This window comes from Pseudomonas sp. SP16.1, assembly GCF_052682975.1.
In genome coordinates this window covers 82754-107141 of record NZ_JBQYFZ010000002.1, presented here as the reverse complement: position 1 = coordinate 107141, position 24388 = coordinate 82754, and the positions used below count along the sequence as shown (strand labels likewise).

29 protein-coding genes are annotated in these 24388 nt (G+C 59.7%); 15 read left to right on the top strand and 14 right to left on the bottom strand.

What is annotated here, in order from left to right; genetic code table 11:
• Positions 1-6: 6 nt before the first annotated feature.
• Complete coding sequence (locus ACUTAF_RS24970; RefSeq protein WP_445582589.1) at positions 7-1215, top strand: bifunctional diguanylate cyclase/phosphodiesterase; 1209 nt, start codon at positions 7-9, stop codon at positions 1213-1215.
• A 42-nt stretch (positions 1216-1257) separates the two neighbouring features.
• Here the strand turns inward: ACUTAF_RS24970 and ACUTAF_RS24965 are convergent, their stop codons facing one another.
• Positions 1258-1431, bottom strand: coding sequence for a hypothetical protein (locus tag ACUTAF_RS24965; protein ID WP_445582588.1), 174 nt, complete (start codon positions 1429-1431; stop codon positions 1258-1260).
• Positions 1432-1488: 57 nt separating this feature from the next.
• Positions 1489-3630 (bottom strand): replication restart helicase PriA, encoded by a 2142-nt coding sequence (gene priA, locus ACUTAF_RS24960; protein WP_445582587.1) that lies wholly within the window; start codon positions 3628-3630, stop codon positions 1489-1491.
• 80 nt (positions 3631-3710) lie between these two features.
• Between priA and ACUTAF_RS24955 the strand changes: the two genes are divergently transcribed.
• From ACUTAF_RS24955 to ACUTAF_RS24945, 3 genes are all read left to right on the top strand, one after another.
• A complete protein-coding gene (locus ACUTAF_RS24955; RefSeq protein ID WP_430281567.1) occupies positions 3711-5912 on the top strand; it encodes an ATP-dependent helicase in 2202 nt (733 codons plus the stop codon).
• Positions 5913-5923: 11 nt separating this feature from the next.
• Entirely contained in the window at positions 5924-6664 is a 741-nt protein-coding gene (locus ACUTAF_RS24950) for a hypothetical protein (RefSeq protein WP_445582586.1), read from the top strand.
• A 200-nt stretch (positions 6665-6864) separates the two neighbouring features.
• Positions 6865-8379: a DUF5710 domain-containing protein gene (locus ACUTAF_RS24945; RefSeq protein WP_088192353.1), complete on the top strand. Its 1515-nt coding sequence runs from the start codon at positions 6865-6867 to the stop codon at positions 8377-8379.
• Between the two features lie 489 nt (positions 8380-8868).
• Here the strand turns inward: ACUTAF_RS24945 and ACUTAF_RS24940 are convergent, their stop codons facing one another.
• Positions 8869-9651: a DsbC family protein gene (locus ACUTAF_RS24940; protein WP_445582585.1), complete on the bottom strand. Its 783-nt coding sequence runs from the start codon at positions 9649-9651 to the stop codon at positions 8869-8871.
• 405 nt (positions 9652-10056) lie between these two features.
• On the opposite strand from ACUTAF_RS24940, the gene ACUTAF_RS24935 reads away from it, so the two are divergent.
• The 3 genes from ACUTAF_RS24935 to ACUTAF_RS24925 are packed head-to-tail and all read left to right on the top strand — an operon-like array spanning position 10057 to position 13102.
• Positions 10057-11862, top strand: coding sequence for a hypothetical protein (locus tag ACUTAF_RS24935; RefSeq protein ID WP_430281570.1), 1806 nt, complete (start codon positions 10057-10059; stop codon positions 11860-11862).
• On the top strand, positions 11859-12515 hold the full coding sequence (locus ACUTAF_RS24930; protein WP_430281571.1) for a DUF922 domain-containing protein: 657 nt from the start codon (positions 11859-11861) through the stop codon (positions 12513-12515). The genes ACUTAF_RS24935 and ACUTAF_RS24930 overlap by 4 nt, the downstream gene beginning before the upstream one ends.
• 41 nt (positions 12516-12556) lie before the next feature.
• A complete protein-coding gene (locus tag ACUTAF_RS24925; protein WP_445582584.1) occupies positions 12557-13102 on the top strand; it encodes a hypothetical protein in 546 nt (181 codons plus the stop codon).
• A gap of 45 nt (positions 13103-13147) precedes the next feature.
• Here ACUTAF_RS24925 and ACUTAF_RS24920 read toward each other — a convergent pair whose 3' ends face one another.
• A complete protein-coding gene (locus tag ACUTAF_RS24920) occupies positions 13148-13918 on the bottom strand; it encodes a hypothetical protein (protein WP_445582583.1) in 771 nt (256 codons plus the stop codon).
• Between the two features lie 116 nt (positions 13919-14034).
• Between ACUTAF_RS24920 and ACUTAF_RS24915 the strand changes: the two genes are divergently transcribed.
• Positions 14035-14682 carry a hypothetical protein gene (locus ACUTAF_RS24915; RefSeq protein ID WP_445582582.1) on the top strand — a complete coding sequence of 216 codons (648 nt, stop codon included), beginning with the start codon at positions 14035-14037 and terminating at the stop codon, positions 14680-14682.
• Here ACUTAF_RS24915 and ACUTAF_RS24910 read toward each other — a convergent pair.
• From ACUTAF_RS24910 to ACUTAF_RS24900, 3 genes are read right to left on the bottom strand one after another with little or no spacing between them, the layout of a single operon-like run.
• Complete coding sequence (locus tag ACUTAF_RS24910; RefSeq protein WP_311188639.1) at positions 14649-15140, bottom strand: ADP-ribosyltransferase-containing protein; 492 nt, start codon at positions 15138-15140, stop codon at positions 14649-14651. The genes ACUTAF_RS24915 and ACUTAF_RS24910 overlap by 34 nt on opposite strands.
• Positions 15141-15144: 4 nt before the next feature.
• Positions 15145-15747, bottom strand: coding sequence for a hypothetical protein (locus ACUTAF_RS24905; RefSeq protein ID WP_311188640.1), 603 nt, complete (start codon positions 15745-15747; stop codon positions 15145-15147).
• Positions 15744-16130, bottom strand: coding sequence for a hypothetical protein (locus tag ACUTAF_RS24900; protein ID WP_088192344.1), 387 nt, complete (start codon positions 16128-16130; stop codon positions 15744-15746). The genes ACUTAF_RS24905 and ACUTAF_RS24900 overlap by 4 nt, the downstream gene beginning before the upstream one ends.
• A 179-nt stretch (positions 16131-16309) precedes the next feature.
• Between ACUTAF_RS24900 and ACUTAF_RS24895 the strand changes: the two genes are divergently transcribed.
• Entirely contained in the window at positions 16310-16585 is a 276-nt protein-coding gene (locus ACUTAF_RS24895; protein WP_034023968.1) for an HU family DNA-binding protein, read from the top strand.
• A gap of 65 nt (positions 16586-16650) precedes the next feature.
• On the opposite strand, the gene ACUTAF_RS24890 is transcribed toward ACUTAF_RS24895, so the two are convergent.
• From ACUTAF_RS24890 to ACUTAF_RS24880, 3 genes are read right to left on the bottom strand one after another with little or no spacing between them, the layout of a single operon-like run.
• On the bottom strand, positions 16651-16947 hold the full coding sequence (locus ACUTAF_RS24890) for a hypothetical protein (protein WP_445582581.1): 297 nt from the start codon (positions 16945-16947) through the stop codon (positions 16651-16653).
• 25 nt (positions 16948-16972) lie between these two features.
• The gene (locus tag ACUTAF_RS24885) at positions 16973-17533 is read right to left on the bottom strand and encodes a YcbK family protein (protein WP_445582580.1); all 561 of its coding nucleotides are present in this window, start codon (positions 17531-17533) and stop codon (positions 16973-16975) included.
• Positions 17534-18058: a hypothetical protein gene (locus ACUTAF_RS24880; RefSeq protein WP_445582579.1), complete on the bottom strand. Its 525-nt coding sequence runs from the start codon at positions 18056-18058 to the stop codon at positions 17534-17536.
• Between the two features lie 78 nt (positions 18059-18136).
• On the opposite strand from ACUTAF_RS24880, the gene ACUTAF_RS24875 reads away from it, so the two are divergent.
• From ACUTAF_RS24875 to ACUTAF_RS24850, 6 genes are all read left to right on the top strand, one after another.
• Entirely contained in the window at positions 18137-18787 is a 651-nt protein-coding gene (locus ACUTAF_RS24875; RefSeq protein WP_445582578.1) for a hypothetical protein, read from the top strand.
• Positions 18787-19116, top strand: a complete 330-nt coding sequence (locus ACUTAF_RS24870; protein ID WP_034023975.1) for a hypothetical protein — start codon at positions 18787-18789, stop codon at positions 19114-19116. Before ACUTAF_RS24875 ends, ACUTAF_RS24870 begins: the two co-directional genes overlap by 1 nt.
• 8 nt (positions 19117-19124) lie before the next feature.
• On the top strand, positions 19125-19700 hold the full coding sequence (locus ACUTAF_RS24865) for a hypothetical protein (RefSeq protein ID WP_445582577.1): 576 nt from the start codon (positions 19125-19127) through the stop codon (positions 19698-19700).
• Between the two features lie 79 nt (positions 19701-19779).
• On the top strand, positions 19780-20277 hold the full coding sequence (locus ACUTAF_RS24860; RefSeq protein WP_045666987.1) for a hypothetical protein: 498 nt from the start codon (positions 19780-19782) through the stop codon (positions 20275-20277).
• A 2-nt stretch (positions 20278-20279) separates the two neighbouring features.
• Positions 20280-20918 carry a hypothetical protein gene (locus ACUTAF_RS24855; protein WP_445582576.1) on the top strand — a complete coding sequence of 213 codons (639 nt, stop codon included), beginning with the start codon at positions 20280-20282 and terminating at the stop codon, positions 20916-20918.
• A gap of 139 nt (positions 20919-21057) precedes the next feature.
• Complete coding sequence (locus ACUTAF_RS24850) at positions 21058-22008, top strand: hypothetical protein (RefSeq protein WP_445582575.1); 951 nt, start codon at positions 21058-21060, stop codon at positions 22006-22008.
• Positions 22009-22032: 24 nt separating this feature from the next.
• Here ACUTAF_RS24850 and ACUTAF_RS24845 read toward each other — a convergent pair whose 3' ends face one another.
• Genes ACUTAF_RS24845 through ACUTAF_RS24830 form a run of 4 tightly spaced genes read right to left on the bottom strand, consistent with a single transcriptional unit; the run spans position 22033 to position 24338 of the window.
• On the bottom strand, positions 22033-22374 hold the full coding sequence (locus ACUTAF_RS24845; protein ID WP_430281814.1) for a hypothetical protein: 342 nt from the start codon (positions 22372-22374) through the stop codon (positions 22033-22035).
• Between the two features lie 32 nt (positions 22375-22406).
• Positions 22407-23021, bottom strand: coding sequence for a CBU_0592 family membrane protein (locus ACUTAF_RS24840; RefSeq protein WP_445582574.1), 615 nt, complete (start codon positions 23019-23021; stop codon positions 22407-22409).
• Positions 23018-24043: a hypothetical protein gene (locus tag ACUTAF_RS24835; RefSeq protein WP_445582573.1), complete on the bottom strand. Its 1026-nt coding sequence runs from the start codon at positions 24041-24043 to the stop codon at positions 23018-23020. The genes ACUTAF_RS24840 and ACUTAF_RS24835 overlap by 4 nt, the downstream gene beginning before the upstream one ends.
• A complete protein-coding gene (locus ACUTAF_RS24830) occupies positions 24036-24338 on the bottom strand; it encodes a hypothetical protein (protein ID WP_445582572.1) in 303 nt (100 codons plus the stop codon). Before ACUTAF_RS24830 ends, ACUTAF_RS24835 begins: the two co-directional genes overlap by 8 nt.
• Between the last annotated feature and the right edge of the window lie 50 nt (positions 24339-24388).

Genomic DNA, 24388 nt, shown 5'->3' with positions numbered 1-24388 from the left:
CTAGACATGAACAGCATGGCAAATCTATGGCTACCGGCGTTCTCGATGCCTGGCAGTGGCGGCCGTGCTGCGCTTGTCGACTTCCGTCGCCGCGCCCCGGAAAGCCTTCGTGGTTGGAGTGTGGCCTGTATTGATCTGTCGAATTTCCGCTTACTCAACAAGCTGCTCGGGCCTGAGGGCGGAGACCTGATACTTCAGGTGGTTGGTGCCACGCTAAAGGACGATGGCCGGCATCACTGGTTCCACATCTCAGGCGATGTTTGGATAGGGGTATGCGAGCGTCGCGACCCGCGCCTGATGGAGCGGCAATTCAATGAGCTCCGCCTGAAACTTCGAGAAAATGTGGGTGCTGCACTCTCGAAGCCGATCCGCATCGACGCGGTGTTCGGCCTGGCGTCCTGCCAGGAGCTCTCGCATGCAATCGACCGCGCGGAAGGTGCGTGCCGGCAGGCAAAGCTGGCCGGTCGGCGCCTGCAGGTGGTGGATTCAGTGAAGGATGACTGGGAGGCTACCGACCTGATCGACCGGTTCATCACCGGTGGCACGCTTGAGCACCTGGTCGAACTGTACCGCCAGCGCATTCGCTATCTCGACGGTAGAAGCCATTACGAGATTCTCTCCCGCATCGGCGGTGAATCGGTCGGCGCCGCGATGATGATGATCGAGCAGCTCGGCCTGGTCCGCGACTACGACCTGATGCTGCTCAGAATGGCGCTCAAGGCCGTGCCAGAAGATGCCCCTGTGCACACCGTGAATTTCTCCAGCCTGACCGCCTGTGATTCCGGTGCGATGCTGGAAGCTGTCTCCATACTCCGGGGGCGCCACAACATTGCCATCGAGATCACTGAAACGGCCGAGGTGCAAAATCTCGCGCAGGTGCGCCGAACTGTAGAGATGCTGGCCGGCGCCGGCGTGGCTGTCTACCTGGATGACTTCGGCGAGGGGGCCGCATCGCTCGGCATGATCGACCTGCCCTGGCAGGCTGTGAAGCTCAGTCGGAGTGTTTGCGGTGAACAAGCTCCCCGAGATGTCCTGGTCGCAGTCGTGAAGCTCGCAAAGAGCCGCGGCATGAAAGTCATTGCCGAATGCATTGAAACCAAGGGGCACATGGAGTACCTGATCGGGTGCGGCGTGGATGCCTTTCAGGGGTACTACATCCACCGGCCGGAGCTCTTCAGTGCGTGTGCTCCGCTCAGCTCCGCAGCCCGCCGGTAGATCGCGCCCGCAGCTTTTGAGCAGGCGCAATACTTCTAGGCGTCAAACCTCGCCTTTCTGCTTCGCTACCACGAAGTCATTGAAAACCTTCGCGATAAGTGCCTCGCCTGCCTCGACGGATGATACTGACCGGGCGACCACTACCTCCCCGTCATGAAGAACAACAGCGAGATAGGGAAGGCCGGCGGCCGGCGGATCGTACACGACACCATGCATGGTTCAATCTCCTTACAAACAGCAGTGCTAAGTTGGATGCTCAAGAATATCTCATCCTCAACTAAGCTGCCCCGGATCCACATCGATCATGAGTGGGTATCTCGTCCCAAGCGTCTTCCACTCCTGCCGCATGCGCTTCAACAGCGTGTGCCTTTCCTTGCGAGACTCGGCCAGAACCACTGCTTGATACCGGTGTGACCCGGCGCGGCGCTCCATGATCGCCGGGAACGGGCCGACCAGCGCAGGATCGTCGATTCGGTCAATCACCTGTTCCAGCAGCAGCCTGCCTTCATCCCTGTCCGTTGTTTCCACCGTTAGCAGCGCATGCGCGCAAACTGGCGGGAGCATGGTCTCCTCATAGCCTTTCACCAAGCCCGCCAGCGTCGCGTGGTAGCCCTCATTGATCAGCTGCTGGATGACAGGGTTCTCCGCCTGTGAGGTCTGGATCAACACCCGCCCAGGCTTGGACCGGCCGCTCCGGCCCGCTACCTGGGTGATCTGCTGAATGACTCGTTCCGACGCCCTGGCATCTGCCGAGAACAGCGCTGAGTCGGTTCCGGTAACCACCACCAGGGTGACGTTCGGGAAGTCGTGCCCCTTGGCCAGGAGCTGCGTCCCGACAATGCAGAGAGGATCGCCCTTGCGAATGCGGGTGAAGGCTTCGTGCATCGCAGTGGTCGAGGAGAGCACGTCGGTGTCCAGGCGCAGCACGTAGTCTTCGCCCAGCGCCTCAGACAATGCCGCCTCTGCGCGCTCGGTGCCGGCGCCGAGGGGGATCACTTCGGCGAGGCACTTGGGGCATGCGCCAGGCTGGTGGCTGCTTTCGGTGCAGTGATGGCAGATCAGCTTTCCTCTCCCGCGATGGAAGACCATCCGAGCGCTGCAGTTCGGGCACTCAGACGCCCAGCCGCAGGTGGTGCAGAACAGGGCGTGCGAAAAGCCGCGGCGCGGCAAGTAGACCAGGGCCTGGCCGCCGGCGGCCAAGGTGCGGCGAATTGCATGCAGTGCGGGCTGGGAGATCCCGTCTGGGTGGGGAAGGCTCTTGGCATCGATAACTTCCATCTTCGGCATCTGAGCGCCAGTCGCGCGCTCTGTAAGCTGCAGGTGCCGGTAGCGACCTGCCACGGCGTTTCGATAGCTTTCAGCTGATGGAGTGGCCGAGCCCAGTACAACGGGCACGCCTCTTTTGTTGGCCAGGTAGATCGCGACATCCCGGGCGTGATAGCGCAGGTGTGTGTCCTGCTTGAAAGAGGAGTCGTGTTCTTCATCGATTACGATGAGGCCAAGGTTCGGCATCGGGGTGAACAGGGCGGACCGTGTTCCGACAATGACCGATACCGCTCCGGTCCTGGCTAACTCCCACGCCAGGAGGCGATCTTTCTCGGACAGTTTCGAGTGCAGCACGCATACCTCGAATCGCTGTTCGAGGCGTCCGCAGGTTTGCGGTGTCAGCCCGATCTCGGGCACCAGGTAGAGAACCTGCTTGCCTTGGGCGATCACCTCCTCAATCGCCTCCATGTAGACCTCGGTCTTTCCGGATCCGGTTACACCATCCAGAAGTGTCACGGAGAATCCGTCGAGGGCGTCCTTGATCTGGCCGGCGGCTTCGCTCTGGGCGGCGGTCAGGGCGTGCTTTTGATGGCCGCCTCTAACCGGTTGCAGGGCACCGGTGCGGATGAGCAGATCCACAACGCGAGGAGCTTCGGTCTCCTCAATCAGGGCCAGGCGAGTCACACCGCCCTCGTGCGCTGCGGCCGCGCGCATTACGGCTTTCTGGCTGGAGGTGGTCGCGGCGGCCATATCGGCGGCGGCGTAGCGGGTATCGCCAGACATATCAAGCAGGCGCCCTTTCGCCGGCTCAGGTTGACCACCCTTCGCCAGGCCTGCAGGGAGCGTTGTGGCGAGAGCGTCTCCGATAGGGTGTTGGTAGTAGTCGGCCATCCACAGCCAGGTTGCCCAGCTCGGCGAATCCCAGAGTGGCTCGCGATCGATGAGTTCTTCTATAGGGCGAATCTTCTTGGCGGCCTCTTCACTGGGGGCTGCGAGAGTTGGCCTTACGACCAGGCCGGTTACCGTTCGCCTGCCAAATGGAACCTTCACTCGGCAACCGGCTGATGGCATTTCCCCAAGCGACTCGGGCCACTCATACGTGAAGGTCTGGTCGAGCGGACAGAAAACCGCTACGTCAATGTGTGGCATGATCTATCCGTCAAAAGCCATTCGTGCTATAATTTTACTATGGCATATACAAAAGAATACATCAACAGGGAGAGACCGTCATGAGCGAACCTCGGCAAGAGCATCCTTGGCTGGCAGGTTTTTCTGACGAGCAAGTTCAGGCCGCCACGCATAGCCAAGGGCATGCTCTGGTATCGGCTGCGCCAGGCTCTGGTAAAACCAAGATGGTCATCGGCTACTGTGGTGTCCTGCTGTCGCGTGGCGTGAAGGCCGACGAGGTTCTGGGGCTCGCCTTCAACGTCGATGCAGCTCGCGAAGTGAACGCGCGCCTGGCTGCCCTCCCGGTTCCTGGGGCAAACAAGCTGAAGTTCCGGACGATCCATTCCTTCTGCAAAGAAGTGCTTCAGGTCGCCGAGGAGGAGGGTCTTCTCCCGGCGCGCCAATTGGTCGCTGAGGACTGGAAGGCCGCCGCGCTCGCTCGGCGAGCCCTGGCTGGCGGTGATGAGAACGCCGTCGACGTGGACGAATTGAAGGTTGGAGCGCTGCGCCAGGCCCTCACTCTGGCCAAAGCGAGCATGGTTCCCCTGGAGCAAATCGACAATCACGAGGTGCTGCTGGAGTTCGCCGAAGGCGACGAAGAGGTGGCTCGTGCAATGCTCATCCACGAAAACGTTCGTCGTGAAGAGGGGCTGCGGACTTTCGATGACCTCATCTACGACCTCGCCTGCCTCTTTCAAAATTCGGCCGAGGCCAGGCAATGGGCTGCGAACGAATTCGCTCACATCATCGTCGACGAATATCAGGACGTGGATGATGCTCAGCAGCTGGTGATTCTGACCCTGCTCGGAACCCGCGGTCGCCTCTTTGTGGTGGGCGATGAAGATCAGTGCATTTACGGTTGGCGCGGTGCGAACCTGGCCTACATGATGAGCGGGCTGGAAGAGCGCCTCGGCGCCGGTAACGTCACCCGCTATCAGCTCAGCCTCACGTTCCGCTACGGGCACGAAGTGGCTGTTGCAGCCAACAGCCTCATCCGTAACAACGCCGACCGCCCCATGAAGCTCTGCGTGTCCCATGAGGCCACGCCGAAATCGACTGTCCAGATGCGCATGGCCTCGTCTCGCACGGGGGATCGGTACTGGCCCCAGGCGATCATGCAGGATCTCAAGGAGTGGAAGGACGAAGGGCGCAACATGCGCGAGGCTGCAGTCCTCGTGCGGACCTACGAGCTGGCTGCGCCGCTGGAGATGCACCTGATCCGTGAGCGGATCCCCTATGTTATTGAGGGGCGCGGCATCATGGCGATGCCGGAGGTAAAGGCCATCAACGCGTATGCTGTGATGAGCGATGCCGAGATGTTCGAGGCCTGCGGGGAGGAAGGTCGGGAGGAGATGATTGCCTCCGTCCTCGGGGCCCCGGGGATGTTCCTCCCTCGCAAGTACATCCAGAAGGTATCGAAGGAGCTCGCAGGCGGCGAGTTGAGCGAAATCCCGAAGCTTCTGCGTGCGGCGAGTGAATCGGATGGGCTCCGCCCTGGCCAGCTGTCCAGCCTGCGTCGGCGAGCGACTGTACTGGAGCGCCTGGCTGAGCCTGGTCGCTCGATGGCCGACCTCGCGGCCATGATATGGAACGATCTCGATTGGCGTGCGGATGTGCAGCGTCAGATCACTGACCCGCTGAAGCAGGCGGACCGGTTGAACGTCATCAACCTGATGGCGCGAGAGGTCTCCCGCTACGAGAACGTCGAGGCCATGCTCGATGCATTCTCCGAGCGTATGGAGCAGCAGGATCAGCCGGAAACCATGCGCGACCCGCTGCTTATCACGTCCATCCACAAGTCCAAGGGGCTTGAGTGGCCGCTGGTGATCATCCCGGGCATGGTAGAGGGTCAGTTCCCTCATCAACTGCCCGATCGACCTGCTGACATGGAGGCCGAGCGCCGTCTTGCGTACGTCGGGATTACCCGCGGCAAGGAGCGGGTGATTCTTGTGGCGCCCAATGACCTGGAGCTCGCCAATCGCTGGAAGATCCCGGTCAACCCCAAGGAATCAAGAGGCCGCGAAGAGGCCAATGGGATCACCAGCCGGTTCCTGGAGGAGTTGGAGCCTGAGGCGATTCGCGCAGCGCGCACCTGGTTCTATGGCGAGGGCAATCATCCGGTGGTGGAGTCCCTGCACGACTACTCGATCAAGGTGGGGCGGCCTCTTCCAGGCTACGAGCCTCCTGCGCCGCCTGCAGCGCTGGAGATGCCGGCGGAGCCTGAGCCTGAGCTGGCCCCGATCTATGACTTTGACTTCAGCTGAAGGAGGCTTCCGTGAGCAAGCAGCCACGCAACCTGCGTGATCGATCCGATATCGCCGTCGATGCGGTGTCCAAGCTAGTCGAGGCGCTACAGCACAATCAGAACGTGTCCCTGGCGGAGCTCCGACTGTCGGCCATTGACGCCCGGCGTGGCGATGTCGAGAAGGATGTCGAGCGCACGATCGAGATGGTCGAGGCTCTGCAGCAGCGCCTGGTGGAAATGCGGGGGGAGCTGGCAAAGCTGGCCGCCTCTCGTGAGGAGGTGCATTCGTGGCTGGAAGCGAATCCTCGCTTCGACAGCGCTCCTCTGGAGGTGTCATTGAACTCTGCTGTCGCTGCCTCTGCGAGCGCCGGCGGCGTTGAGGCCGCGATCAATGCCGGGCCTGTACCTGAAGCCCTGAGCGCTACAGAGGAGTTGCGGCAGGTCTTTGAGCGCGCAGATGTCGACAGTCCCCTCACGTCGTCTGCTGTTCTTCCCACTACAAGCGAGGAGGCTGCCCCGGCCTCGCTGGATGTGCCTCAACCGCCTCAACCTATTGCCGCGGATGATCTTGATGACATGCCTGGTTTTGGCGACCCGGAGCTGATTTACGGGGGCGTCGATGAGGTTGAAGGGTTCGACACCTTGAGTGCCGGGAACGACCAGATTGCCGACGGATTGGATGGCCAGGTGCCGGGCTTTGACGATGATCTTCCGATCGCGCAGGAGGCCCCCAAACAAGCAGCTGGAGCTGAGTTCGACTTCGGGCTCTGATTGCCGTAATTCACCTTCAATTGTTTGCTTTACGCATTGCAATAGTATAAGGTCTGTGTAGTGTTCTTGGTGTGTGGTTGTCCCTGGATGTGACGCAGACCCTCCCCGCCGCGTTCCCGGGGCTCACCCAACCATCACCAAGTGCGCCCTTGTGCCTGCCTTTCCCCCGGCGGGCATTTTTTTATCTCAAGGGGTGATCCATGAAAGTGAATTGGGGCTTAGATGCCGGCGCGTTGAGCAGGAAACCCTCCCAGCAGGTGGAGGTGTCGCTGGATACGTTGCTTGCAGTGAACGGACATACGCTTCTGGTGGGCATGTCCGGTGCTGGCAAGACGTTCCAGCTGAAGAAGATGGTGCGGCAAATGTCGCGCTCGGCTGAGCAGGCCGGTGAGCCGATCCCAAAGTTCTATGTCTTCGATGTCCATGGCGATATCGATATCCCTGACGCATCGACGGTGCTGTTCAGCGAGCAGACCAAGTGGGGCCTGAACCCTCTGAGGGTTAATCCAGACCCCCATTTCGGGGGAATCCGCAAGCGCGTGCAGGGCTTCGTCTCAACCGTGAATCGCGTCATGCGAACCCTTGGCCCGAAGCAAGAAGCGGCGCTGCGCAATATCCTCCACGATGTGTACGCCAAGCACGGTTTCAATCAGGATGATCCTTCCACCTGGGCGATCAAGGATGACGCCAAGCAGCTGGTCTCCGAGGGCGGGGATAACCGCTTCTACATCGACGTGCCGATCGATGAGAAGGATGAGGCGAAAGCCCTTGGTGCCCGTTGGGACGGCATCGCCAAGTCATGGTTCATCCCGTCTGGTGAATACACCGGCGCTATCACTCGCTGGCCGCCGAAGATGACAGACAGGGTTCATCCCTCGATCACGGACGTGCTCAGGATGGCTCGCAACGTTCTGCAGCAGCTTTTCCTCGGCACCGGGATGAAGGCGATCACCAACCTGGAGGTTGCCAACCGCGCAGCAGCGGCTTATCAGCGCAAGCTGCTTGAGGCCCTTCGCCGCGGTGAGAAGGCCTTCGAAGATGAAAAGCTGAAGGCTGACCTTGAAAAGGCGAAGGCCAAGGCGATCGAGACTTTCAGCGAGTACGCCGAGTCGATCGTTACCGGGCGCGAGTTGGATTGTGTGATGAAGTACGACAGCACTGACGTGCTGAAGTCGGTCGTCGATCGCCTGGAGAATCTCGACAGCATCGGGATCTTCAAGGCGGAGCCGCCACCTTTTGACCCGAATGCGAATGTCTGGCGTTACAACATCAAGCCGCTGTCCATGGAAGAGCGGAAACTGTTTGTCCTGTTCCGCCTGGAGGAGTTGTTTCTGCAGGCTGTTCAGCGAGGCGAGACGAAGTACATCCACGACGTGCTCATCATCGACGAGGCCCACATCTACGCGGACGATGACCCCGACAACATCATCAACACGATCGCGAAGGAGGCGAGGAAGTTTGGCGTTGCGATGGTGTGCGCCAGTCAATCGCCCACGCACTTTCCGGATGACTTCATTGCATCAGTGGCGACCAAGGTGATTCTCGGCATCGACGAGATGTACTGGCGTAGCTCGGCGACGAAGATGCGCGTATCCGAGGACGCGCTGAAGTGGGTGAAGCCGAAGAGATCCATGCTGGTACAGATGAAGACATCGGGTGAAACCAAGAATGACTGGCGTTGGGTTGTGATTCCCCCAGAGTCCGCGGCGGCTTAGTGCCCACCGACTGACGCAAAAAGGCCCCGGTCCGGGGCCTTTTCTTTTGCCTGGAATCAGTTTGGCTCAGGTGCCAATGGTGGCGGAGGGGCGTCCTGGGTGTGTTCGTCTTGGCGCAGGCCGGGGTGTCTCTGCCACCAGGTGCGAACGATGTCTGCAGGCACGTTTGCGCAGGCCTGGAGATCACCGATGGTCAGCCTCCTCGTGAATCGTCGATCCTGCCAGGATTGACTGGCTGGAATGGTCGAGAGGTTCGCTGGTATCAGCCAGCTCAGCGCCTGGTGAGCTGTGTGGAACTGACGGGAGCCGTTGTAGCCGAGCGCAGGGCCTACCTTTAGCCCCACGATGCGGGATCGCTCGCGGGGGCTTAGGCTTTCGAGAAGTGTGATCAGAGGGGATGAAGGCTTGGCCACGGAGGGAAGCGTCCCCGTGGCCAGAAAGCGGCTCATTGCACCGGGGCGCTTCATCAGGAGTGAAAGCGATCTCTGATCAATGGGTCGGCGCATCGGGTGTACCGCGGTTTGCTGCTTTCAGTGCCTTATCGATCAGATCGTCAGAGCTCCCGGATTGAGAGGTTCCGTCGGCAAAGAGGATGTGCGGAGTGCCTTGTAGCTGAACGTCGCGGCCGAAGACTTGATACCGATCCAGGATCTCTTCACCGCACTCAGCTTTTTCCAGTTTCTTGCCTGCAAAAGCCTCATCGAGCGGTTTCTTCCGGTCACTGGTGGAGCACCAGATATTGCTCATCGTGTTCCAGGCGCTGCCTTGTCGGCCGCCGCGTACGAAGGGCAGATAGCGAACTTCAATGCCGGCGGCATTCAGTTTGCTGACCTCGGCATGAAGTTTCTGGCAGTAGGTGCAGTCCACGTCAGTCATGACGTAAATGTGGCTCTTGGCCGGCTCGGCAGTGGCGTAAGTGATGTAGTCGTTGGGCTGGATTTTGCCGAGCTGCTCCAGGTTTGCGCGATCCATGGATGCCTGGGTCTTGTCGGTGATCTCCGTTCCGGCGACAGAGAAGAGCCGGCCGAGCAGGATGGCCTGGGTGCCCGGGCGGCTATACACGATGGTTCCGCTATTCAGCCTGATCTCGCACAGGTCAAGTTCTCCCGCCGGCGTGACGGTGGTGACCTCGCTGGCCTGGCCGGCGCTTGCACTCAGCGCTGCGGTTAGCCAGGCGTACTCGCTTGCGGTTCCGCAAGCGGGTTGGGTGGCCTGCACCAGGGGGGCGCTCGCTGCGATGCTCAACAGCGCAGCCATCAGGATTTTTTTCATATCGAGTCCTCGGGATTGTTTGTGTGGCGAAGTGGAGTGAAAAGCCAGGGCGCCGAAACCTCCCTGACGACAAACGCTTTTACGCCCAGCTGGCGAAGCCGCCTTGCGCGATGAACCGCTGCCGACTCTTCGAGAAACGCCGATGCATCGCATGGGCGATCGACAAAGCCTGTGCGGTTTGACCAGAACCGTTTGAAACGCGGGGCGCCCAGATCTTCAGGCTCAATCCCGATGATCAGCTGAATGAGCGGCGGCGGGTTCGCGGGCATATTGCGGTCGGCTCGGTTGTTTGCTAGCGTGTATATGGAAATATAACATCGCGTGAGGTTGTCGGCTACTGAGAAAGCGCTGACAATCGTGCCGCCCACGAGGATGGGCAGTGATCGACACCAGGAGCAGTCAGGAATGAAGATGCTGAACGGCGCAGTACGGAAAGGGGTGGCTATGACGCTGATGGCCCTGCAGCTGGTGGGCTGCACGTCCATGGGGCAGGTGTCCGGCGGGCTTGGCGGTTTGTTGCCGACCAGCCCGGATCACAAGGGGGCTTTGTCTGACGCCCAACAAACTGAGGCACGCATTGCGCGATCGATCTCCCAGGGCGTGGCCACCGGCAAAGTCGGCTATTCCCAGCCGGAGTATCAGCGCCGTCTCGCCCGTTTCAATAGCGCCCGCAACGCTGTCGAATTGGCTGGCACGAACTACACCCGCGAACAGTTCATTGAGCTTTCCACCTCGTTGACAGAGCTGCTGCAGTACGTCGACCTGATTGAGTCCGGTTCCGTCCGTTCAGCGCAAGGCATGAAGCCTCAGCGGATCCAGTCCTCGTATCAGATTCAGCCGGGGCAGACAGCCTACTTGAGCTTCAACGGCTATTGCCTGAAGGCAGGTCCTGATCGTCCTTACGCTGGCGAAGCGATGCAGCTGATCGCCCCTGATGCTGTTTGGTCGCCAGAATACGAGACCATTTACCGCAACCTCATCCAGCAGAACCGGCTGGGGGAGCCTACCCCGACAAAGCGCTATCAAGGTGAGCAGGGTGATTTGCAGATTGCCATATGGACGCTGCAAGGTCTGAACGATGGCCTGCTCAACCCGAACCTGTCCAAGGCGCTCTCCGACAAGCAGAAGCAGATGCTGTTTCAGGCGGGTTTGCCGCCACAGAAGCTGGCTGTACAGCAGCTGGGTACATCGTTGGTAGAGACCGCCCTGCCAGGCTTTGGAGCCAGCATGCAAGGGCAGGGTATTGGTGGCGCTGTCAACGCCATCAGTAGCACGCTCAGCCGCCAAGCCATGAGCCAGGCCGGCGGCTCCGATCTAATGAGAAGTACCCAAGGCTTTATCGACATTCCCAGGTTACTCACCAACCCTCAGGTGCTGGGTAATCCCGCTGCTCTGGCTTCCAACCTGAATAGCTGGGCATCCGCGCCATCCGAACAGCAGGTTCGAACTACGCCAGATGCCCTGGATCAATACAGCTTGTTGGCTCCCGGCGTTGCCGCCCAGACGATCTCAACAGGCCAACTCGCGGGGAAGATCCAGGTCACGAACCTATCCGGAAAGGTGTTCACGATGGCTCCCGGTCAGTACGTCGCCAATGCCAGGTCGAACACTCAGCCAGTAGGTCTATCCAACTGGGCTCTGGATAAGATGGCCAATGCCGTTGAGGTGGTGAAGAACCCTGGGGACAGTGCGATTCGCCAAGCGCTGTTCGAGGATTTGCGGGGTTTCGCGGCGGATAAGGCATTCCAGGCTTTCGCCAACCCCAACAGCAATCTGCTGGGCTTTGCTAAGGGGCTCTTCAAGTCGAAGGTCACCCAAGATCTGGTAACCAGCGTCCCTGTTCTGGGCAATGTGGTGAGCCTGGGGATGATTCTGTCTGGCAAGAATCTGGATGGTTCGGACATGAATGGCTACGACTATGCATCGGCTGCCATTGGTATGGTCCCGGTTGCCGGCAACATCGCCAAGGCGCTTGGTGGAAGCGCGCGGATTGCAGCGCACGAGATTTCGCGTCTTGGGGGGCGTCTCCCTGCCGGTGCCGTCGATGCAGTCGACGCTGGCCTGCAGGTCTATGGCTCCAACACCTCCGAGGCGATCGCCGAGAGCACTCCGGGGTGGCTTACCAGGGAGTTCGATGCGATCGCCCGGGAGACCATTGCCCAGTTGCCCGAAACCTCTCGGGCCGTGGCAGCGCGCGGAACGGTTCTGTGAGGCTAGATTTTCCGAGGCAGGTGGCGCTCGCGGCCTTCTGCCTCTTTTCTGCATCGTTATTCGCCGGCCAGGATGATCAGCTCATTGAACAGCTCGGTGATCGCCTCTTGGATAGGGGAAGTGCCCCGGCCTATTCGATCCCCGTGGGTGATGGGATGCAGCTCCTTGTTACCCAGTCCTTCAAGACCTATCCGGTCAGCGGTGACAGCTGGACTGCTGTGATGGCCTCCCTCAGGCGATCCCCCCTTGATGTTCACGGCTCGATTGCATATGGGCTGACCCGGGCAGGATGGAAGTGGACGTATCAGGTACTGGAGCAGGACAGGCTGTGCACGATTCGCGGGTTTGATCTGGCGCTCGATCTCGTTGTGGTGTTGCCGGAGTTGGTCCGGTCTCGCCTGGGTCCTGAGGAGATGGCTCTATGGAAGGAGTATGCCGATGGTGTGGCGCAACATGAACGGATCCACGCTCAAGATGCGCTGGATGTGGGTGTGCGCCTGCTGAAGACGCTGGCTGAGATGCCAGGTGCGCCATCCTGCGGCGACCTGCAGAGACAAGTCGAGGGCGTTCATTCGCGTGAGATGGAATGGTTTCAGGCCAGGGCCACCGAGGTGGATGCGCAGCGGATGGGTTTTCCTGCGCGCTTCAGGTGATCGTGACTGACGCGGGCGCCGTTTGGGCGTAGACTAGGAACATGTATCTGAAATTACATCAAGAGGGGGACGACATGTCGATGCTACGAACTGTATTCGCGCTTGTCGCACTTGCGCTTTCTACTCCGGCCTTGGCCTTTGCCGCTGACCTCGACTGGCAGTGGAATGATGCTGGGGCGGCCGGCTTCTATTCAGGCAGTATCAACCTCAATGGTGGCGCCGGCGGGAGCCCTTTCTCACGCTACGATGTTGGCACGACGCCGAACATGACCAATGACACCGTTTCGACTCCACCGGTGCTGTTGATGGCTGGCGGCGCGGATATTGATTTCCAGATCAGCAATACGGGGGTAGCCATCACCAAGAAGGTGTGTACGGCTCCGGCCGTGCTGGAGGTCTACGCGACGCCTGTATCGATGTGCGACAGTGGTGTGGCCAACAACATTCAGGGGTTCTACGTCGATGCAGCCCAGACTGCTACGACGTTCACTCCCAGGCTTTGGGTGTTAGTAGGCGGTTCGAGTTGGAAGCAGGTCGCCGCCAATCACGCGTGTGGCCGGCTTGAGGTCAAGCAGCTCTGCAAGTGAGTTGCCCGCTTTGAAAAGCCCGGCATTGCCGGGCTTTTTTGTGCCTCAAGGGTAGGCGGGTGCCTCTCCGGCATCGTCCAGTTGAGCGTCCGGGCTGTCCTCGCGCAGGTCTTCAATTGCCTGATTGCCGAGTTCGACAAGTCTGTTCTGCAGTAAACGCGGTTCGACACCATGAAGCTCGCTGGGCTGGAAGCGGACGATCGCATGCCCTTCGAGCCGTAGCTGGTGAATGGCCTGGGCTGTAACGGCTTGAAGGTGTTCCTCAATGAAGTCGGCGTTGGCCTCAATCATTTCATTGATCCCCTCCAGGGATGTGCTTTCGTGGGCCGAGCTCAGTTGAAGCCATTGCGGCAGTTCATCTGCATCATCGGCCGCGAGGTGGCATTGGTAGGCGGCGTAGAGTGTCTCGGTGTTGGGGGTGTCGACCGAATAGAAATTAGCGGTGGCCATCGCCAGCGCGCGGTGCCTGATGGATCCGTCGAAGCCACTACGCAGATGGCTGAAGTAGCCATCATGGAGATCGAGTGTGACTGTCTTCTGGGCTGCCCAGTATCGAGTCTCTTCAGCATGCTCGTGCGCCTCGCGATAGTGCTGAAAGTCGCCGGCGCAGGTGGCGAGGCCGGTCTCCTTGGATCGCAAGTAGACAGAGAAAAATTCGGGCGTCTCGTTGTCAACTTCAATGCCCCAGCCGTGGCCGGGCGTATGCACGCGCTTTACGCCTTCGATTTCAATCCGCTGCGCCTGCAGCGTTTCTGGAGCTCCTGGTTTGATGTGGGCGCCGAAGTTAATGTTTGTTGGGCTGCCGGTAGATCGCATGTCGTTCACCTTCCTGAAAAATCTCTCTGCAAGTATTCGCACGCAATTGCGATGGAATAACAAGTGTCATAATGTAGAATGACCAGAGGATAACAGCATTTTTCAGAGGTCTTGCCATGAGCATCCGGAAAACCTTCGCCGATTTTCACAATGCTTCGACGCTGATCGACGCGATGCGTTGGGCCAGGGGGGCGGGTCACGAGATCGCCGAGGGCATTCCCTACTGGAGCGAGTTGGCCGGGCCGATGGGGGTCAACGTGACGCTTATGGCCGAACCCGGAACGCCTGAAGAGGTCATTGAGGCGGCCGCGCGCGAGGTTGTCCAGAATCGAGATGTCGTCAATCTGGCCGTCATGGATTATTCCGAGGAGCCTCATGCGCATTCGTTGGTGTTCCACTTCGACGGCGGGCGCGAGTGCTTCGTTGAGGCAAATACCGCAGGTGTATGCTGGCTCGTCGGTGGTGGCCACTGGATGAATTTTGGCGATCGCCCGCGGCTGCTGCAGACTGACTGGGAAGGCGTCGCCATTGAGTGCCCGCAAGGGGCGGTTGCTCGCGCAACCTTTGGGTCTGGCGAGGTAGCCCTGGTTGGAGTCGAGGGGTTTGTGAAAGGTGACGAGCGCCAGTTCGCGCTGGTGATCGAAGCTGACGGCCGCCAGTTGAGGTCAGCACCGGTTACTTTTGAGCATCTCCTTGAGATGGCGCGTGCGCCGCTTCCTGTCGCTGGGTATCACCTGGAGATGGCGCCTGAGGCTTCGATGTGAGGTGAGCTGTACGGCTCGCCTGTCGAGTGCAGCACCTCAATCTGATGCGGGCTGTATGCAACGATCTCTTGAGAGCCATCCTCGTACGTGACGATGAGTCCGTCGAATCCGAGCAGCTGCAGGGCGGTCTGGATGCTGTCGTCCAGCAAGCCGTCAGAATGCATGGATGCGCGGATCAGTGCGTCAGCCTGGTCAGGGAGCACCTGGCGCACAAGGTCTACCGCTGCAGAGTCAAAATCCAGATCGTGGTCAAATGTCGCTGCGTAGTGATAGGGCCTGGCCAGGGTCACCGCCAGGCTCATGACGATCCCGTCTGGGCCGGCATATTCCTCGGCTGCCTTGCGGTCCGCCATGTAGATTCCCGAGCCAAAATGACCGCGCGGCGATGCCTCAAAGGTTTCGAAGTGATGCTTGGTGCCGTGGAAGGCGGCTATTTCGAGGGTGTGCGGGGCTCTCACTTCGCTACATCCTGAAGTCGGGGGCAGTGCAGAGCTCGGTGTGATCGCCGGTGGCCGCCGGCGCGGTACTTGCTGCTAGCGCAGCGCGCGCCTCTCGCTCCTCGATCATTGCTTCAAGCAGGTGGCGCGCCTGAGGGAGCAGGGTTCCGCGCTGGCTTAGGTTGTAACCGCGGCCTTCTTCGTTGACCAGCAGGTACTTGCGGTCGCTGTGTACAACGCGGTTGTAGCCCTGGTCGAGAAGGCCGTTCAGCGCTGCCATTGACTGTTCGACATCCATCTTTCCTTGAAGCCGTTCCATTTGCGCTTCAAGTCGATCAGTGGCAACTCGCAGTCGCTCTTGCTCATCGCTTATGCCGCCCCAGGCCCTGATGGCTTTCCAGGTAAGGCCCTGCTGGGGTGGTAGGGCGATGCCGGTCACTCTGCAGAACGCGCGTTTGGAAGCCTCGTTGAGTCCGTTTGAAATGAACTCCAGCGCCACGGCGTCCCTGGTGAGAATTGCATTGACGAATTTATCCCTCATCCGGTCGTTGGCGGGGCGTCCGTACTCTTGCTGGAAGCACTCATCAAGCACTTGGGTAATGGCGGTGGCGGAAAGTCCCTTTCTCACGGGTGCGGCCCCTCTGTGATGAGTGCGGTGGCGATGTCGTGCTGCGTTGCGGCAAGCAGTTGGTCGTGGCTGATCTCTGGGCTGAACACGGCCTCTCCGCTCTCGCAGAGGCGCGCTTCAATCCGGATGCCTTGATGGGTGACCAGGAGCGCAGGAGGTGTGATCAGCCCGTACTGGTCGGCCAGGGCATCGGAGCGCATGCGTATGGATGCGGTTGCTGCGCGCCCGGACAAGAGGTCGCGAAGTGCGGCGATTTCATCCATGCCGTCGGGTGATATCTGGAGTAGAACCATTCCGGCAGCAGATTTGCTGGCCTGGTCTAGCACCTCGGTGAGCAGGCTCGCCTGCGTGCGATGTGATGAATCTGCGGCGCGTTTTCGCATCGGTGTATATATTAGAGATTGCAATAGGCCAACGATAGCAAAAACGCGCGTTTTGGCCAAGAATCAAGCTGTAGCTGCTCAGACAATCGTTTGTGAAATCTGTAGTTTGCTTTTCTTTGCAATTACGGCAGAATAAATCCATAGGTTTCTACAGGTAAACAACACAGAAGGGTGGTTACATGACCAAATCGGATATCGTCAACGCTGTTGCTGATCGAGCGGGTCTCTCGAAGGCCGACGCCGGCCGAGCCTTGGCGGCGGTACTGGATACCCTCACCGACACGCTCAAGCGTGGCGAAAGCGTATCCCTGGTCGGCTTCGGCACGTTCGCCGTCAAGACTCGTGCGGCCCGTACCGGGCGCAACCCGCAGAGCGGGAAGTCGATGGACATCCCGGCCAGCCGTATCCCGAGCTTCAAGCCTGGCAAGGCCTTGAAAGATTCGGTGAACGAGTAATTTGCAAGGTAGGTGTTGTGCTGTGATTGGCCCCTCGTTTGAGGGGCTTTTTTATGGGTGGGGGACTACATTCCTGGGGCGAAGCTGATCTCGATGTCATCCTGTTCGCCGATGTAGCGCCAGATCGCTTCGGCGGTGAAGATCGCCTTGTCGGTCTCGTTGGTGAAAGCGGCGGTGAGTTGGTTCAGGAGTCGATTCAAGTCCCCCGTAGGGTCGGTGCCGTGCTCAGATGCGGCATCGGCCGCCACGAACGCTTCGTTTTTTTCATCAATGATGCCCATGAGCTCAGAGAGCCGAATCTTCTCATCTGGCTTGAATGGGTTCTGGATCTCAGGATTCGCGGTGTTATGCAGGTCGGGCATGTGAGCTCCTTTCATGGCTGCAGGCTCAGCTTGACCAACTCCTTACGGAGCCGCGGTCAACGTGGATGAATCCTCTTTTCGCATAAAGGCCGACACCGCCGAGGCCTAGCATCTTCCCCATGTTCGAGAGGAGGACGGGTGATACCCCTGGCATATGGATGTCTGCAGCTCTGCCGTAGAGGTGCATCGAATTCTTGGCAGCTCCCTCCAGTGTCGCGTTGTGCTGAGCAGTTCGGTAGCCAGAGAGGACGTGGATATCGTGTTGTTTGCCGTATGTGGCCAGCCACATTTGCATGATGAAAAGCGTGTCCAGTAGGCCGGTATCCATGGCTACTGCCTGCTTGTACTTCACGTCGCGCAGCAGCCAGCACGCCTGTCGGTAGCCTTCCAGGTTCCAGCCGCTATTCCGTCGCCAGTAGCAAGCCGTCACGCGCTCACCGCTGTCTGGTCGCACCAGGCTCAGATATCGATCACGATCCAGTGCCTTTAGGCGCCAGTCGGTCTCTTGCGATTCGGCCAGACCTGGGAAGGCCAGGGCAGTGGAAGAGGATAGGGCGAGTTGGATGAAGCTTCGTCTGGTCAGCATCTATCTCCCGTCTTGGAAAGACGCCTCCTTGTTGGTCTCGTGCATTCGCTCGGTGATCAGCCAAAAGGCTTTCTCAAAGGCAGAAACTCGCTTCACCGGTTCTTGATAGATCTCGGCGGAAGTGATGCCCAGGCGTTTTGCAAGGCCGCTGATGAAGGGGCCATCAGAGGTTAGGACGCTGATACCGTCGATATTCATGGTTCGATAGGTGCTGGCGGCTGCGAACGCTGGTTGGATTACCCCCTTGAATCGCCCAAGGTCTGGGCGTGGCGCTATCCATTCAACGGAGGCCATGCCGAGGCAGTAGAGCGCTTTAGTCAGGGCCTCGTAGGTCTCCTGCTGCAGCTGCTCATAGCGTCTCTGCGCTTCGTGCGCGATTGGTTCTGTCCCGAGCGGGTTAAGGTCCAGTGCAGGGGCGCGGCTTGCCGTAGCTTCGTGCTCGCGCAGTAGCTTGAGCTGTTCGCGGTAGGCGAAAACGCTCATGCGAAGTGCTTCTTGATGGTCGAGCTTCTTCTTCATCGGCATGCAGGCTGTTTGATCGTGCGAATTAGTTTAAAGTAGTTCCAATAGAATAACGATAGCTACGATGGCGAGCGATATTCAATGACAAGAGGTGGTGACGATCCTTATGGCTTCGAGCTGCGTGCCGCGAGTCCTACGCGGCCGGTTCGTGGCCGTTTGAGTGATGGCCGCCTTTATGTGGATCTCGTACCCACTTCGGCTTGGCTGTCGAACCTGCAGGCGGAGCTGACCGGGCTTGAGTGGCGGTCTTGTTCCGCTTTTGTGGCCGCCAGAGCGGCTCATCAATGCGAAGTTTGCGGTTCTCGTAGCGGGCGTCTGGAATGCCACGAGCGCTGGTCATTTGACGAGGTGACTGGCATTCAACGGCTGACCTCGTTGCAGGCGCTGTGTACTTGGTGTCACCTGGCGACTCACGTAGGTACTGCGCGCAGCAAGGCCGAGTTTCGGTTCGCGGCGTCGCACATGTGCAGGGTGAACGGTTGGGGTGCTGCGCAGTTTCGCGAGCACCTGCAGCATGCCCTCGATGTGAGTCAGCGCAGGAGCGGGCGAGCTTGGATGGTCGACGCGAGGCATCTGCAGGCGCTGCCGATCAATTGGAGTGAAAAAACGCGAGAGTTTGTCGAGCGGCACGCCACGCTGCTTCAGCGTGTCGGTACAGGTGATGGGCGGCAGCAGTGCATCAGTTTGCTTTCGGGCTTGGACAGCCGGTTATCTGAAAAGAAGGGGGAATAGTGTTCGTACCTAATCAGTATGCGCCGGCCGAGAGGATCATTTTCCTGGTCATTGGTGTGGCGCTCACATGGTGGGCTCTTGATGGCTTCCTGGACGGTGAGATGTATCTGCCTGGCCGCAAGGAAGGCATATACCTGCGGGACGGCTTGGCGGTGGTTCTGGGTGTCGTCGGCGCGCTCACGGGTGGAGTTGCATGCTTCAGCGCGCTGATCGATCACTACGATCGGCGCGATAACGAGAAGAAATATCGAGAGTTCTTCGTCTTTTGCAAATATGTCGCCATAGCTGCCATCACCTCCGCGGTGGTGCTGCAGCTGCGTGCAGGTTAGGAGTGGGTATGCGCAAGCTTCAAATGTCTGACCAGCCGATGTTGCTGGGCGAGGAGGATCTACTGAGGATCCTTGTCGGGTTGGTTCGCTCGCCGGCGGCGATGGGCGAGGGGTGGGATCAGCAGCGACATCGATCTTTTTTGGCGCGCCTGGCCCAGGTTGTTGCGGATGAATGTGGTGGTGAAGTTGAACCGACGAATGATGGGCAGCTGCTGGTCAGGCTCAACGAATCATCACCAGAAGGCGGCGGCATCTGGGTGCAAGCTGAGTCGGAGACGAAGCCTTCTGCCCTTGGTGCCCTGCAGGGGCTCCTGAATGTGCTCGTTCGGGACGGTGACGGTGGGTTCTTCATCAACCAGGAGGCGATCGCCGAGGTCAATCATGCTTCGGCCGTTGCCGGCCAGTGTCCGATCCTTTTGCAGGGGGAGGTGCCCGATGATGCGGAGATTTCAGAATATCCCCGCAGTGAGTGGCTGGCTTCTGGGGTCGATGAGCCTTATGAGGCGTGGGTCGACGAGCAGCTTGCCAGTCACTTCCACGAGCTCCAGGTTCTGGCTCCTGGCGCCGCTGCGAATATATCCTAATGCATATGCGATAGTGAAACAGCTTGATTGATGGCGTATCGCCGCTAAGATGTTGTCATGGCCCAACAGGAGAGCACTTATGCGATCGCCATCGATGATCCCCAAGAGCGAAAGCCAGAAGCTGAGCGAGCTCTTCGCGAAACCCAATGCATTTTTGATCCAAGCCTATCCGCTCCAGTCCATGCTCCGGCTGCCGATGGATCTTCGTCTGGAAGTCATGCGGCGTCAGGTCTCCTACAAAGAGCCGCAACCCCACCCGCGCCCTGCGCAAGTGAAGGTATCGGGCATGGTCGTCAGCCCGGAGAAGCTGGTGGCTGAGCGCCGACAGGCAGAGCGTATCCAGCGCGAACTGAATGACCTCAACCCTCTGAAGATGGGGCTCGACGCCGCGGAGGAATACCTCCAGGAAACGGTAGCCGAGGAGATCCGCGAGGCGCTGCATCTCTCCGATGCGGTATCTGCCGAGGGGGCGGTGGTGGCTCTGTTCGAGGACGTTGCGGAGCGTACCCTGGTGAGCGCCGGCGAAGCCGTCGTTGACCTGGCCACTGAGGTCGAGTACCAACTCGGGCGGCTCTAGGAATGTACCGATCAGAAGTGCGCCTCACCGGGCGCGATGTCTTCCTGCTGCTCTGCGCTGCTGACGTGATCACGTCGGTGTCTGTGCGAGGTCAGGTTTATGACCAGACCTCGCCAGATCTAGGTATCCGTGCAAACCTCCTGCTGGATTATCAATCTCCAGTGTTCGCTGGTTGCCCGCACGGCACCGTTGTCGCTGCATCGTGCCTGTTTGATGGGCTGACTGATGAGGTGTATCAGGAGGTTATCGCCCGTGCTTTGGCCGATGTTCATCCTCAGATTGCAGCAGGGGCTTCGGCGCGCGAGGCCTTGTCGATGGCTGAAAGCCAGGCCTTCGATGAGTTGATCTTCAGACCAGAGGCAAGAACCCTCACAGTCGATGAGCACCTGATGGCGGTGGCAGCAAACCATGGGCTGCTGCCGCGAGTGAGCGCTCGGGTGCATGAGTTGCCGTCTGTCGATAGCCAGGCGGTGCTCCGCACCCCACGCCGCTCAGCAGGACTCATTGATAATTCTGTGATCCGCTCGGCGATTGCGCTGGACTGCCGCGAGTCACCCTTCACTGAAGCTGCTCTCGCTTCGCTGATCGGTGTGCTGCCACAAGCCCCGGTTGTGGAGTTTCCGGCGCCTGCGATGCGCTAACGTTGCGTTGAATTATTTCGAAGCGCCCCCAGCGTTTGCGCGTTATGCGCGAAGACCGGTTTAGGTCCTGGATATGCAGCATCAAGCTGTGGATTCATGCATGCAGGGGGAGTGATCGCTCTGCTGATAAGGATCCACCATGTCGGTATTCCGGTTCCCATCTGGGGCCACCCTGGCCCAGGTCAAGAAGGATGCGAAGAGGATCGCAAGAGCGGAAGGTGCGCCCTTGCATCGTGCGCTCGATGTCGCCTCACTCCGTCACGGTATACGTCGCTATACAGGCCCGTGGACGGATGTTCCAGATGAGATCCGCGGCCGTCACGAACCATTCTTTCGACTGCCTCTACCTACGACCTCTGGGTTGGTCGGTGTACAGCTGTCTGCCGCCAGGCGTCACGCCTACTTCCTGGGCGCTGATATCGCGTCCAAGCGATCGGTGATTCTTCAGGTTCTGCGTCTGGCCCTGTCGCTGGGCCTGCGGCGGGTCGTTTGGTGTTTGGGTGCCGATGGTTGGGATGATGGCTTTCAGGAGTTATGGCTAGCGGTGTCCAGCGAGTTTCCTGGGAAGCTGCAGCGCTGTTCACCAACAGACGCTGCTGGTCTCCGGCTTGGTGCCGGCACGGTGGTGGTCATTGATGGGGCGCATCCTGACGCCGTTCACCTGGTGATCCCGCCGCGGGTAGCGGTGATTGCCCTTCTGGCTGAGGAGCATGCTCCTGATGAGGATCGCCTCGCGTTCACGCTGGGCCAATGGCCAGGAGAGCCTGATCGATCTCTGCGCTTCCTTTTGTCGGAGGCTGACGGCCGTGTGCACTGCGTCGATTTCGAGCGTTGGCAGGGCTGGCTGGATCAGGCGGTTGAGCATTGCATTCTGAGAGGCGGATGCGGCCTGGAAGATGTCGCGCAACGGTGGGGTGGGCAAGCCGCCCTCGGCTTCTCGCCGGCGCCGGCGCCGCTGGTAGACAGGGACCGTTGGCCCGAATATTCGGCCTGGTTGGCGAGGGTGGGCGCCGTTGGCCATGATGATCTGCTCTCGCCGGAGTCCCTCTCCGCGCAGAAGCAGTTCCTCTCCTGTGGATCCGGCGCGTAGCCCGGGCCCCGCGCCGGGCCAGATTCAGAATTGAGGGCCGTTCAGGCCCATCTCTCCGCTGTCGACCTTGCCGTTGTAGCGGCCAGCACTGCGCTGTGACCCATGCTCATAGTCATGAGCTTCGCTCAACTCCATGCCGGTTACGGGGTCGATCACCGTGATGTTGAAGTCATCCAGCACCTTGATTGGCAGGTTGTCATGGAACACGTCCAGGGCGACCCCGCTTTGGATGCCCTGCGAGAGGCCCGAATCCACGCTCACCGAGTAGACCCCGGCAACATCTTGATCGAGTTGATGCAGAGCGCCCTGGGGCAGCTCGGTGGTAACGATGACATGAAGCTCTACTGATTCGGCATTTGTTTGCATGGGAAAGCCTCGTTTTCCATTGTTTTGCATAACTACGCACCGTTATGCGCGGATTGGCGCTGCCGATATCGGCTGGCGTGGATATGGGAGAGCCTTCCTATGGCGATTGCCGTGCATGCGACCTGCAGGGCAAGAATTGGAAGGTTGCCGTCCCAGAAAAGGAGGGGGATGTACAGGAGGTTTCCCGCCAGGGCGGTCCAGAGGTAAGTTTCTAAGGTTCGTGCAGATTTGAGGTTTCGAGCCAGGCCCCAATAACCGCTCATGAACAGCATCATGGCGACGATCCCGCCTAGCGCCGGCATCGAAAGATTTCGATGGATGATCCAGTCAGCCAGTAGCAGTGCGATCGCCGCTGCGCTGTAGGCGTACAGCGCGATGTTTAGTGGGGAGGGGGAGATCCCCCGACGCCAAGCTGCCACCAGGCCAGAAAATGCAACCAATATCCAGAAGCCGTTGATTGCCAGCGCCGCGGCTGTGCCGCTCTGGTATGCGGGAAAGCAGAGCGCTGTGGCGCCCACCAGGTTGACCATCAGGAACCAGCGCGGACGCCTCTCTGTAAGGCCGAGGCAGGCTCCAAGGAATGCTGCAGCAATGAGAGTTGACCCCAGGTAGCCAATCAGCTCATACAGCAACTCTGGCTCGGTCATCGGCTCATCTCCTGAGGGGTCGCATCAACCGCCGGCGTGGCCGGTGCATCATCACCGCTTAGAACGCAATATCGCGGGTCTATCTGGTACTTGGATATCCAGTCGGCCGGCAGGCTTCTGGTGTGCAGGGTGCTCAGTAAGCGGTTTGGGTTCGATTCCTCGTGAGCGAGGAGATTGATGGCAACGGCAGGAGCCTGCAGCTCGTCGATGCCATAGTGCTGCACCAGGTGGGTCCTTACCGCCTGCAGTGGGGCGAGCTCGGCCTTACTCAGCCCCTTCAAGAGTCCGCCGTCCGCGGCGGCGCGAATCTTCTGGAGTGCGTTTTCGTCGTACGCAGGGTAGGGAGAGATCACCTTCTGCAGCCCCAGGGTGAGGAGTCTTGGCAACACATCCCGCCAGCCTCGTTCGAGCTTGTCATTCCACTCCTGGGCCCTGCGGACGATTTCGTCATGCCTCGCGTGGGCCCGGAAGCAGACGGCCGTCTTGAGTAGGGTGGAGACTGCATATGCCGCCATGACCATGGTGATGCCCGTGACGGTGTGAGCTTCAGAGGGGGCGAGATCCAGCAGGCCCTCGCAGTTGGCAACCATCGCCTGCCCAAGATCGGTGCTCAGGACGTAAGCGAGGCCGCTGGATGCGATCGAGGTCGTCACGCAGAGTTTGCGCAGGGTTGTCGCCTGGCTGAGCAGCGTCGGAAACCCAACCCATTTGCTCATTACGGTGGCCAGAGCGTCGCTCTGTTTTGGGCCCAGCTTGTCGAGGAAGAAGCGCATCGGTGGGAGTTGTGCGAACTGGTGCCAGCGGGCTCTCTCCTCGGCGGTATAGAGCCTCACCAGTTTGCTGTCTGTCAGTTCATGGGCAGCCTTCGAAACGGCTCGCGTGGAGGCTTTAAGCGCCTCAGCCGGACCGGCAACGGTCGCTTGAAATGCAACGATGCCAAGCTCGGCGTCGATGGTGTTGAGCCCTTCCTCGATCTGGTGTGCCAGATCGGAGCAATCTACGAGTCCGTTCTTCTTACGCATGAAGGACTCCAGAAATACGGCTGCTGATCGCCGGGAGCGTTTGCTGAGCGAGTTCGAGGTGTCGCCCCAGGATGACTGCGGCCTTCTGAGTAGCTGCCGTGTCGCCGCTGCCCATGCTCTCGATGAGCAGTCTTCCGTTGAGCGCGATGCGCTCAACCAGGCGCGACACTGCCGTTGAAAGGCGATCTTTCTGCCCAGGATCGAGCTTGGATGATCTGCCGATCATGCCGAGCAATTCGGCGCCGTCCGAGAGGGCGCGCTCAGCCTGCGAGAAGAGTGGTTCAAACGATTCCATGGCGATATCCCTTCGAGGCGCTTCGCAATAGCTATCGAAAATATTCATAG

Excerpts from the sequence above, each read along its gene's own strand:
- ACUTAF_RS24945 (WP_088192353.1), top strand. The coding sequence starts at position 6,865 with ATGAAAGTGAATTGGGGCTTAGATGCCGGCGCGTTGAGCAGGAAACCC.
- ACUTAF_RS24855 (WP_445582576.1), top strand. The coding sequence starts at position 20,280 with ATGTACCGATCAGAAGTGCGCCTCACCGGGCGCGATGTCTTCCTGCTG.
- ACUTAF_RS24890 (WP_445582581.1), bottom strand. The coding sequence starts at position 16,947 with ATGCCCGACCTGCATAACACCGCGAATCCTGAGATCCAGAACCCATTC.
- ACUTAF_RS24955 (WP_430281567.1), top strand. The coding sequence starts at position 3,711 with ATGAGCGAACCTCGGCAAGAGCATCCTTGGCTGGCAGGTTTTTCTGAC.
- ACUTAF_RS24895 (WP_034023968.1), top strand. The coding sequence starts at position 16,310 with ATGACCAAATCGGATATCGTCAACGCTGTTGCTGATCGAGCGGGTCTC.
- ACUTAF_RS24880 (WP_445582579.1), bottom strand. The coding sequence starts at position 18,058 with ATGCCGATGAAGAAGAAGCTCGACCATCAAGAAGCACTTCGCATGAGC.
- ACUTAF_RS24915 (WP_445582582.1), top strand. The coding sequence starts at position 14,035 with ATGAGCATCCGGAAAACCTTCGCCGATTTTCACAATGCTTCGACGCTG.
- ACUTAF_RS24840 (WP_445582574.1), bottom strand. The coding sequence starts at position 23,021 with ATGACCGAGCCAGAGTTGCTGTATGAGCTGATTGGCTACCTGGGGTCA.
- ACUTAF_RS24970 (WP_445582589.1), top strand. The coding sequence starts at position 7 with ATGAACAGCATGGCAAATCTATGGCTACCGGCGTTCTCGATGCCTGGC.
- ACUTAF_RS24925 (WP_445582584.1), top strand. The coding sequence starts at position 12,557 with ATGTATCTGAAATTACATCAAGAGGGGGACGACATGTCGATGCTACGA.
- ACUTAF_RS24830 (WP_445582572.1), bottom strand. The coding sequence starts at position 24,338 with ATGGAATCGTTTGAACCACTCTTCTCGCAGGCTGAGCGCGCCCTCTCG.
- ACUTAF_RS24885 (WP_445582580.1), bottom strand. The coding sequence starts at position 17,533 with ATGCTGACCAGACGAAGCTTCATCCAACTCGCCCTATCCTCTTCCACT.
- ACUTAF_RS24845 (WP_430281814.1), bottom strand. The coding sequence starts at position 22,374 with ATGCAAACAAATGCCGAATCAGTAGAGCTTCATGTCATCGTTACCACC.
- ACUTAF_RS24875 (WP_445582578.1), top strand. The coding sequence starts at position 18,137 with ATGACAAGAGGTGGTGACGATCCTTATGGCTTCGAGCTGCGTGCCGCG.
- ACUTAF_RS24860 (WP_045666987.1), top strand. The coding sequence starts at position 19,780 with ATGCGATCGCCATCGATGATCCCCAAGAGCGAAAGCCAGAAGCTGAGC.
- ACUTAF_RS24835 (WP_445582573.1), bottom strand. The coding sequence starts at position 24,043 with ATGCGTAAGAAGAACGGACTCGTAGATTGCTCCGATCTGGCACACCAG.
- ACUTAF_RS24935 (WP_430281570.1), top strand. The coding sequence starts at position 10,057 with ATGAAGATGCTGAACGGCGCAGTACGGAAAGGGGTGGCTATGACGCTG.
- ACUTAF_RS24920 (WP_445582583.1), bottom strand. The coding sequence starts at position 13,918 with ATGCGATCTACCGGCAGCCCAACAAACATTAACTTCGGCGCCCACATC.
- ACUTAF_RS24965 (WP_445582588.1), bottom strand. The coding sequence starts at position 1,431 with ATGCATGGTGTCGTGTACGATCCGCCGGCCGCCGGCCTTCCCTATCTC.
- priA (WP_445582587.1), bottom strand. The coding sequence starts at position 3,630 with ATGCCACACATTGACGTAGCGGTTTTCTGTCCGCTCGACCAGACCTTC.
- ACUTAF_RS24850 (WP_445582575.1), top strand. The coding sequence starts at position 21,058 with ATGTCGGTATTCCGGTTCCCATCTGGGGCCACCCTGGCCCAGGTCAAG.
- ACUTAF_RS24865 (WP_445582577.1), top strand. The coding sequence starts at position 19,125 with ATGCGCAAGCTTCAAATGTCTGACCAGCCGATGTTGCTGGGCGAGGAG.
- ACUTAF_RS24940 (WP_445582585.1), bottom strand. The coding sequence starts at position 9,651 with ATGAAAAAAATCCTGATGGCTGCGCTGTTGAGCATCGCAGCGAGCGCC.
- ACUTAF_RS24900 (WP_088192344.1), bottom strand. The coding sequence starts at position 16,130 with ATGCGAAAACGCGCCGCAGATTCATCACATCGCACGCAGGCGAGCCTG.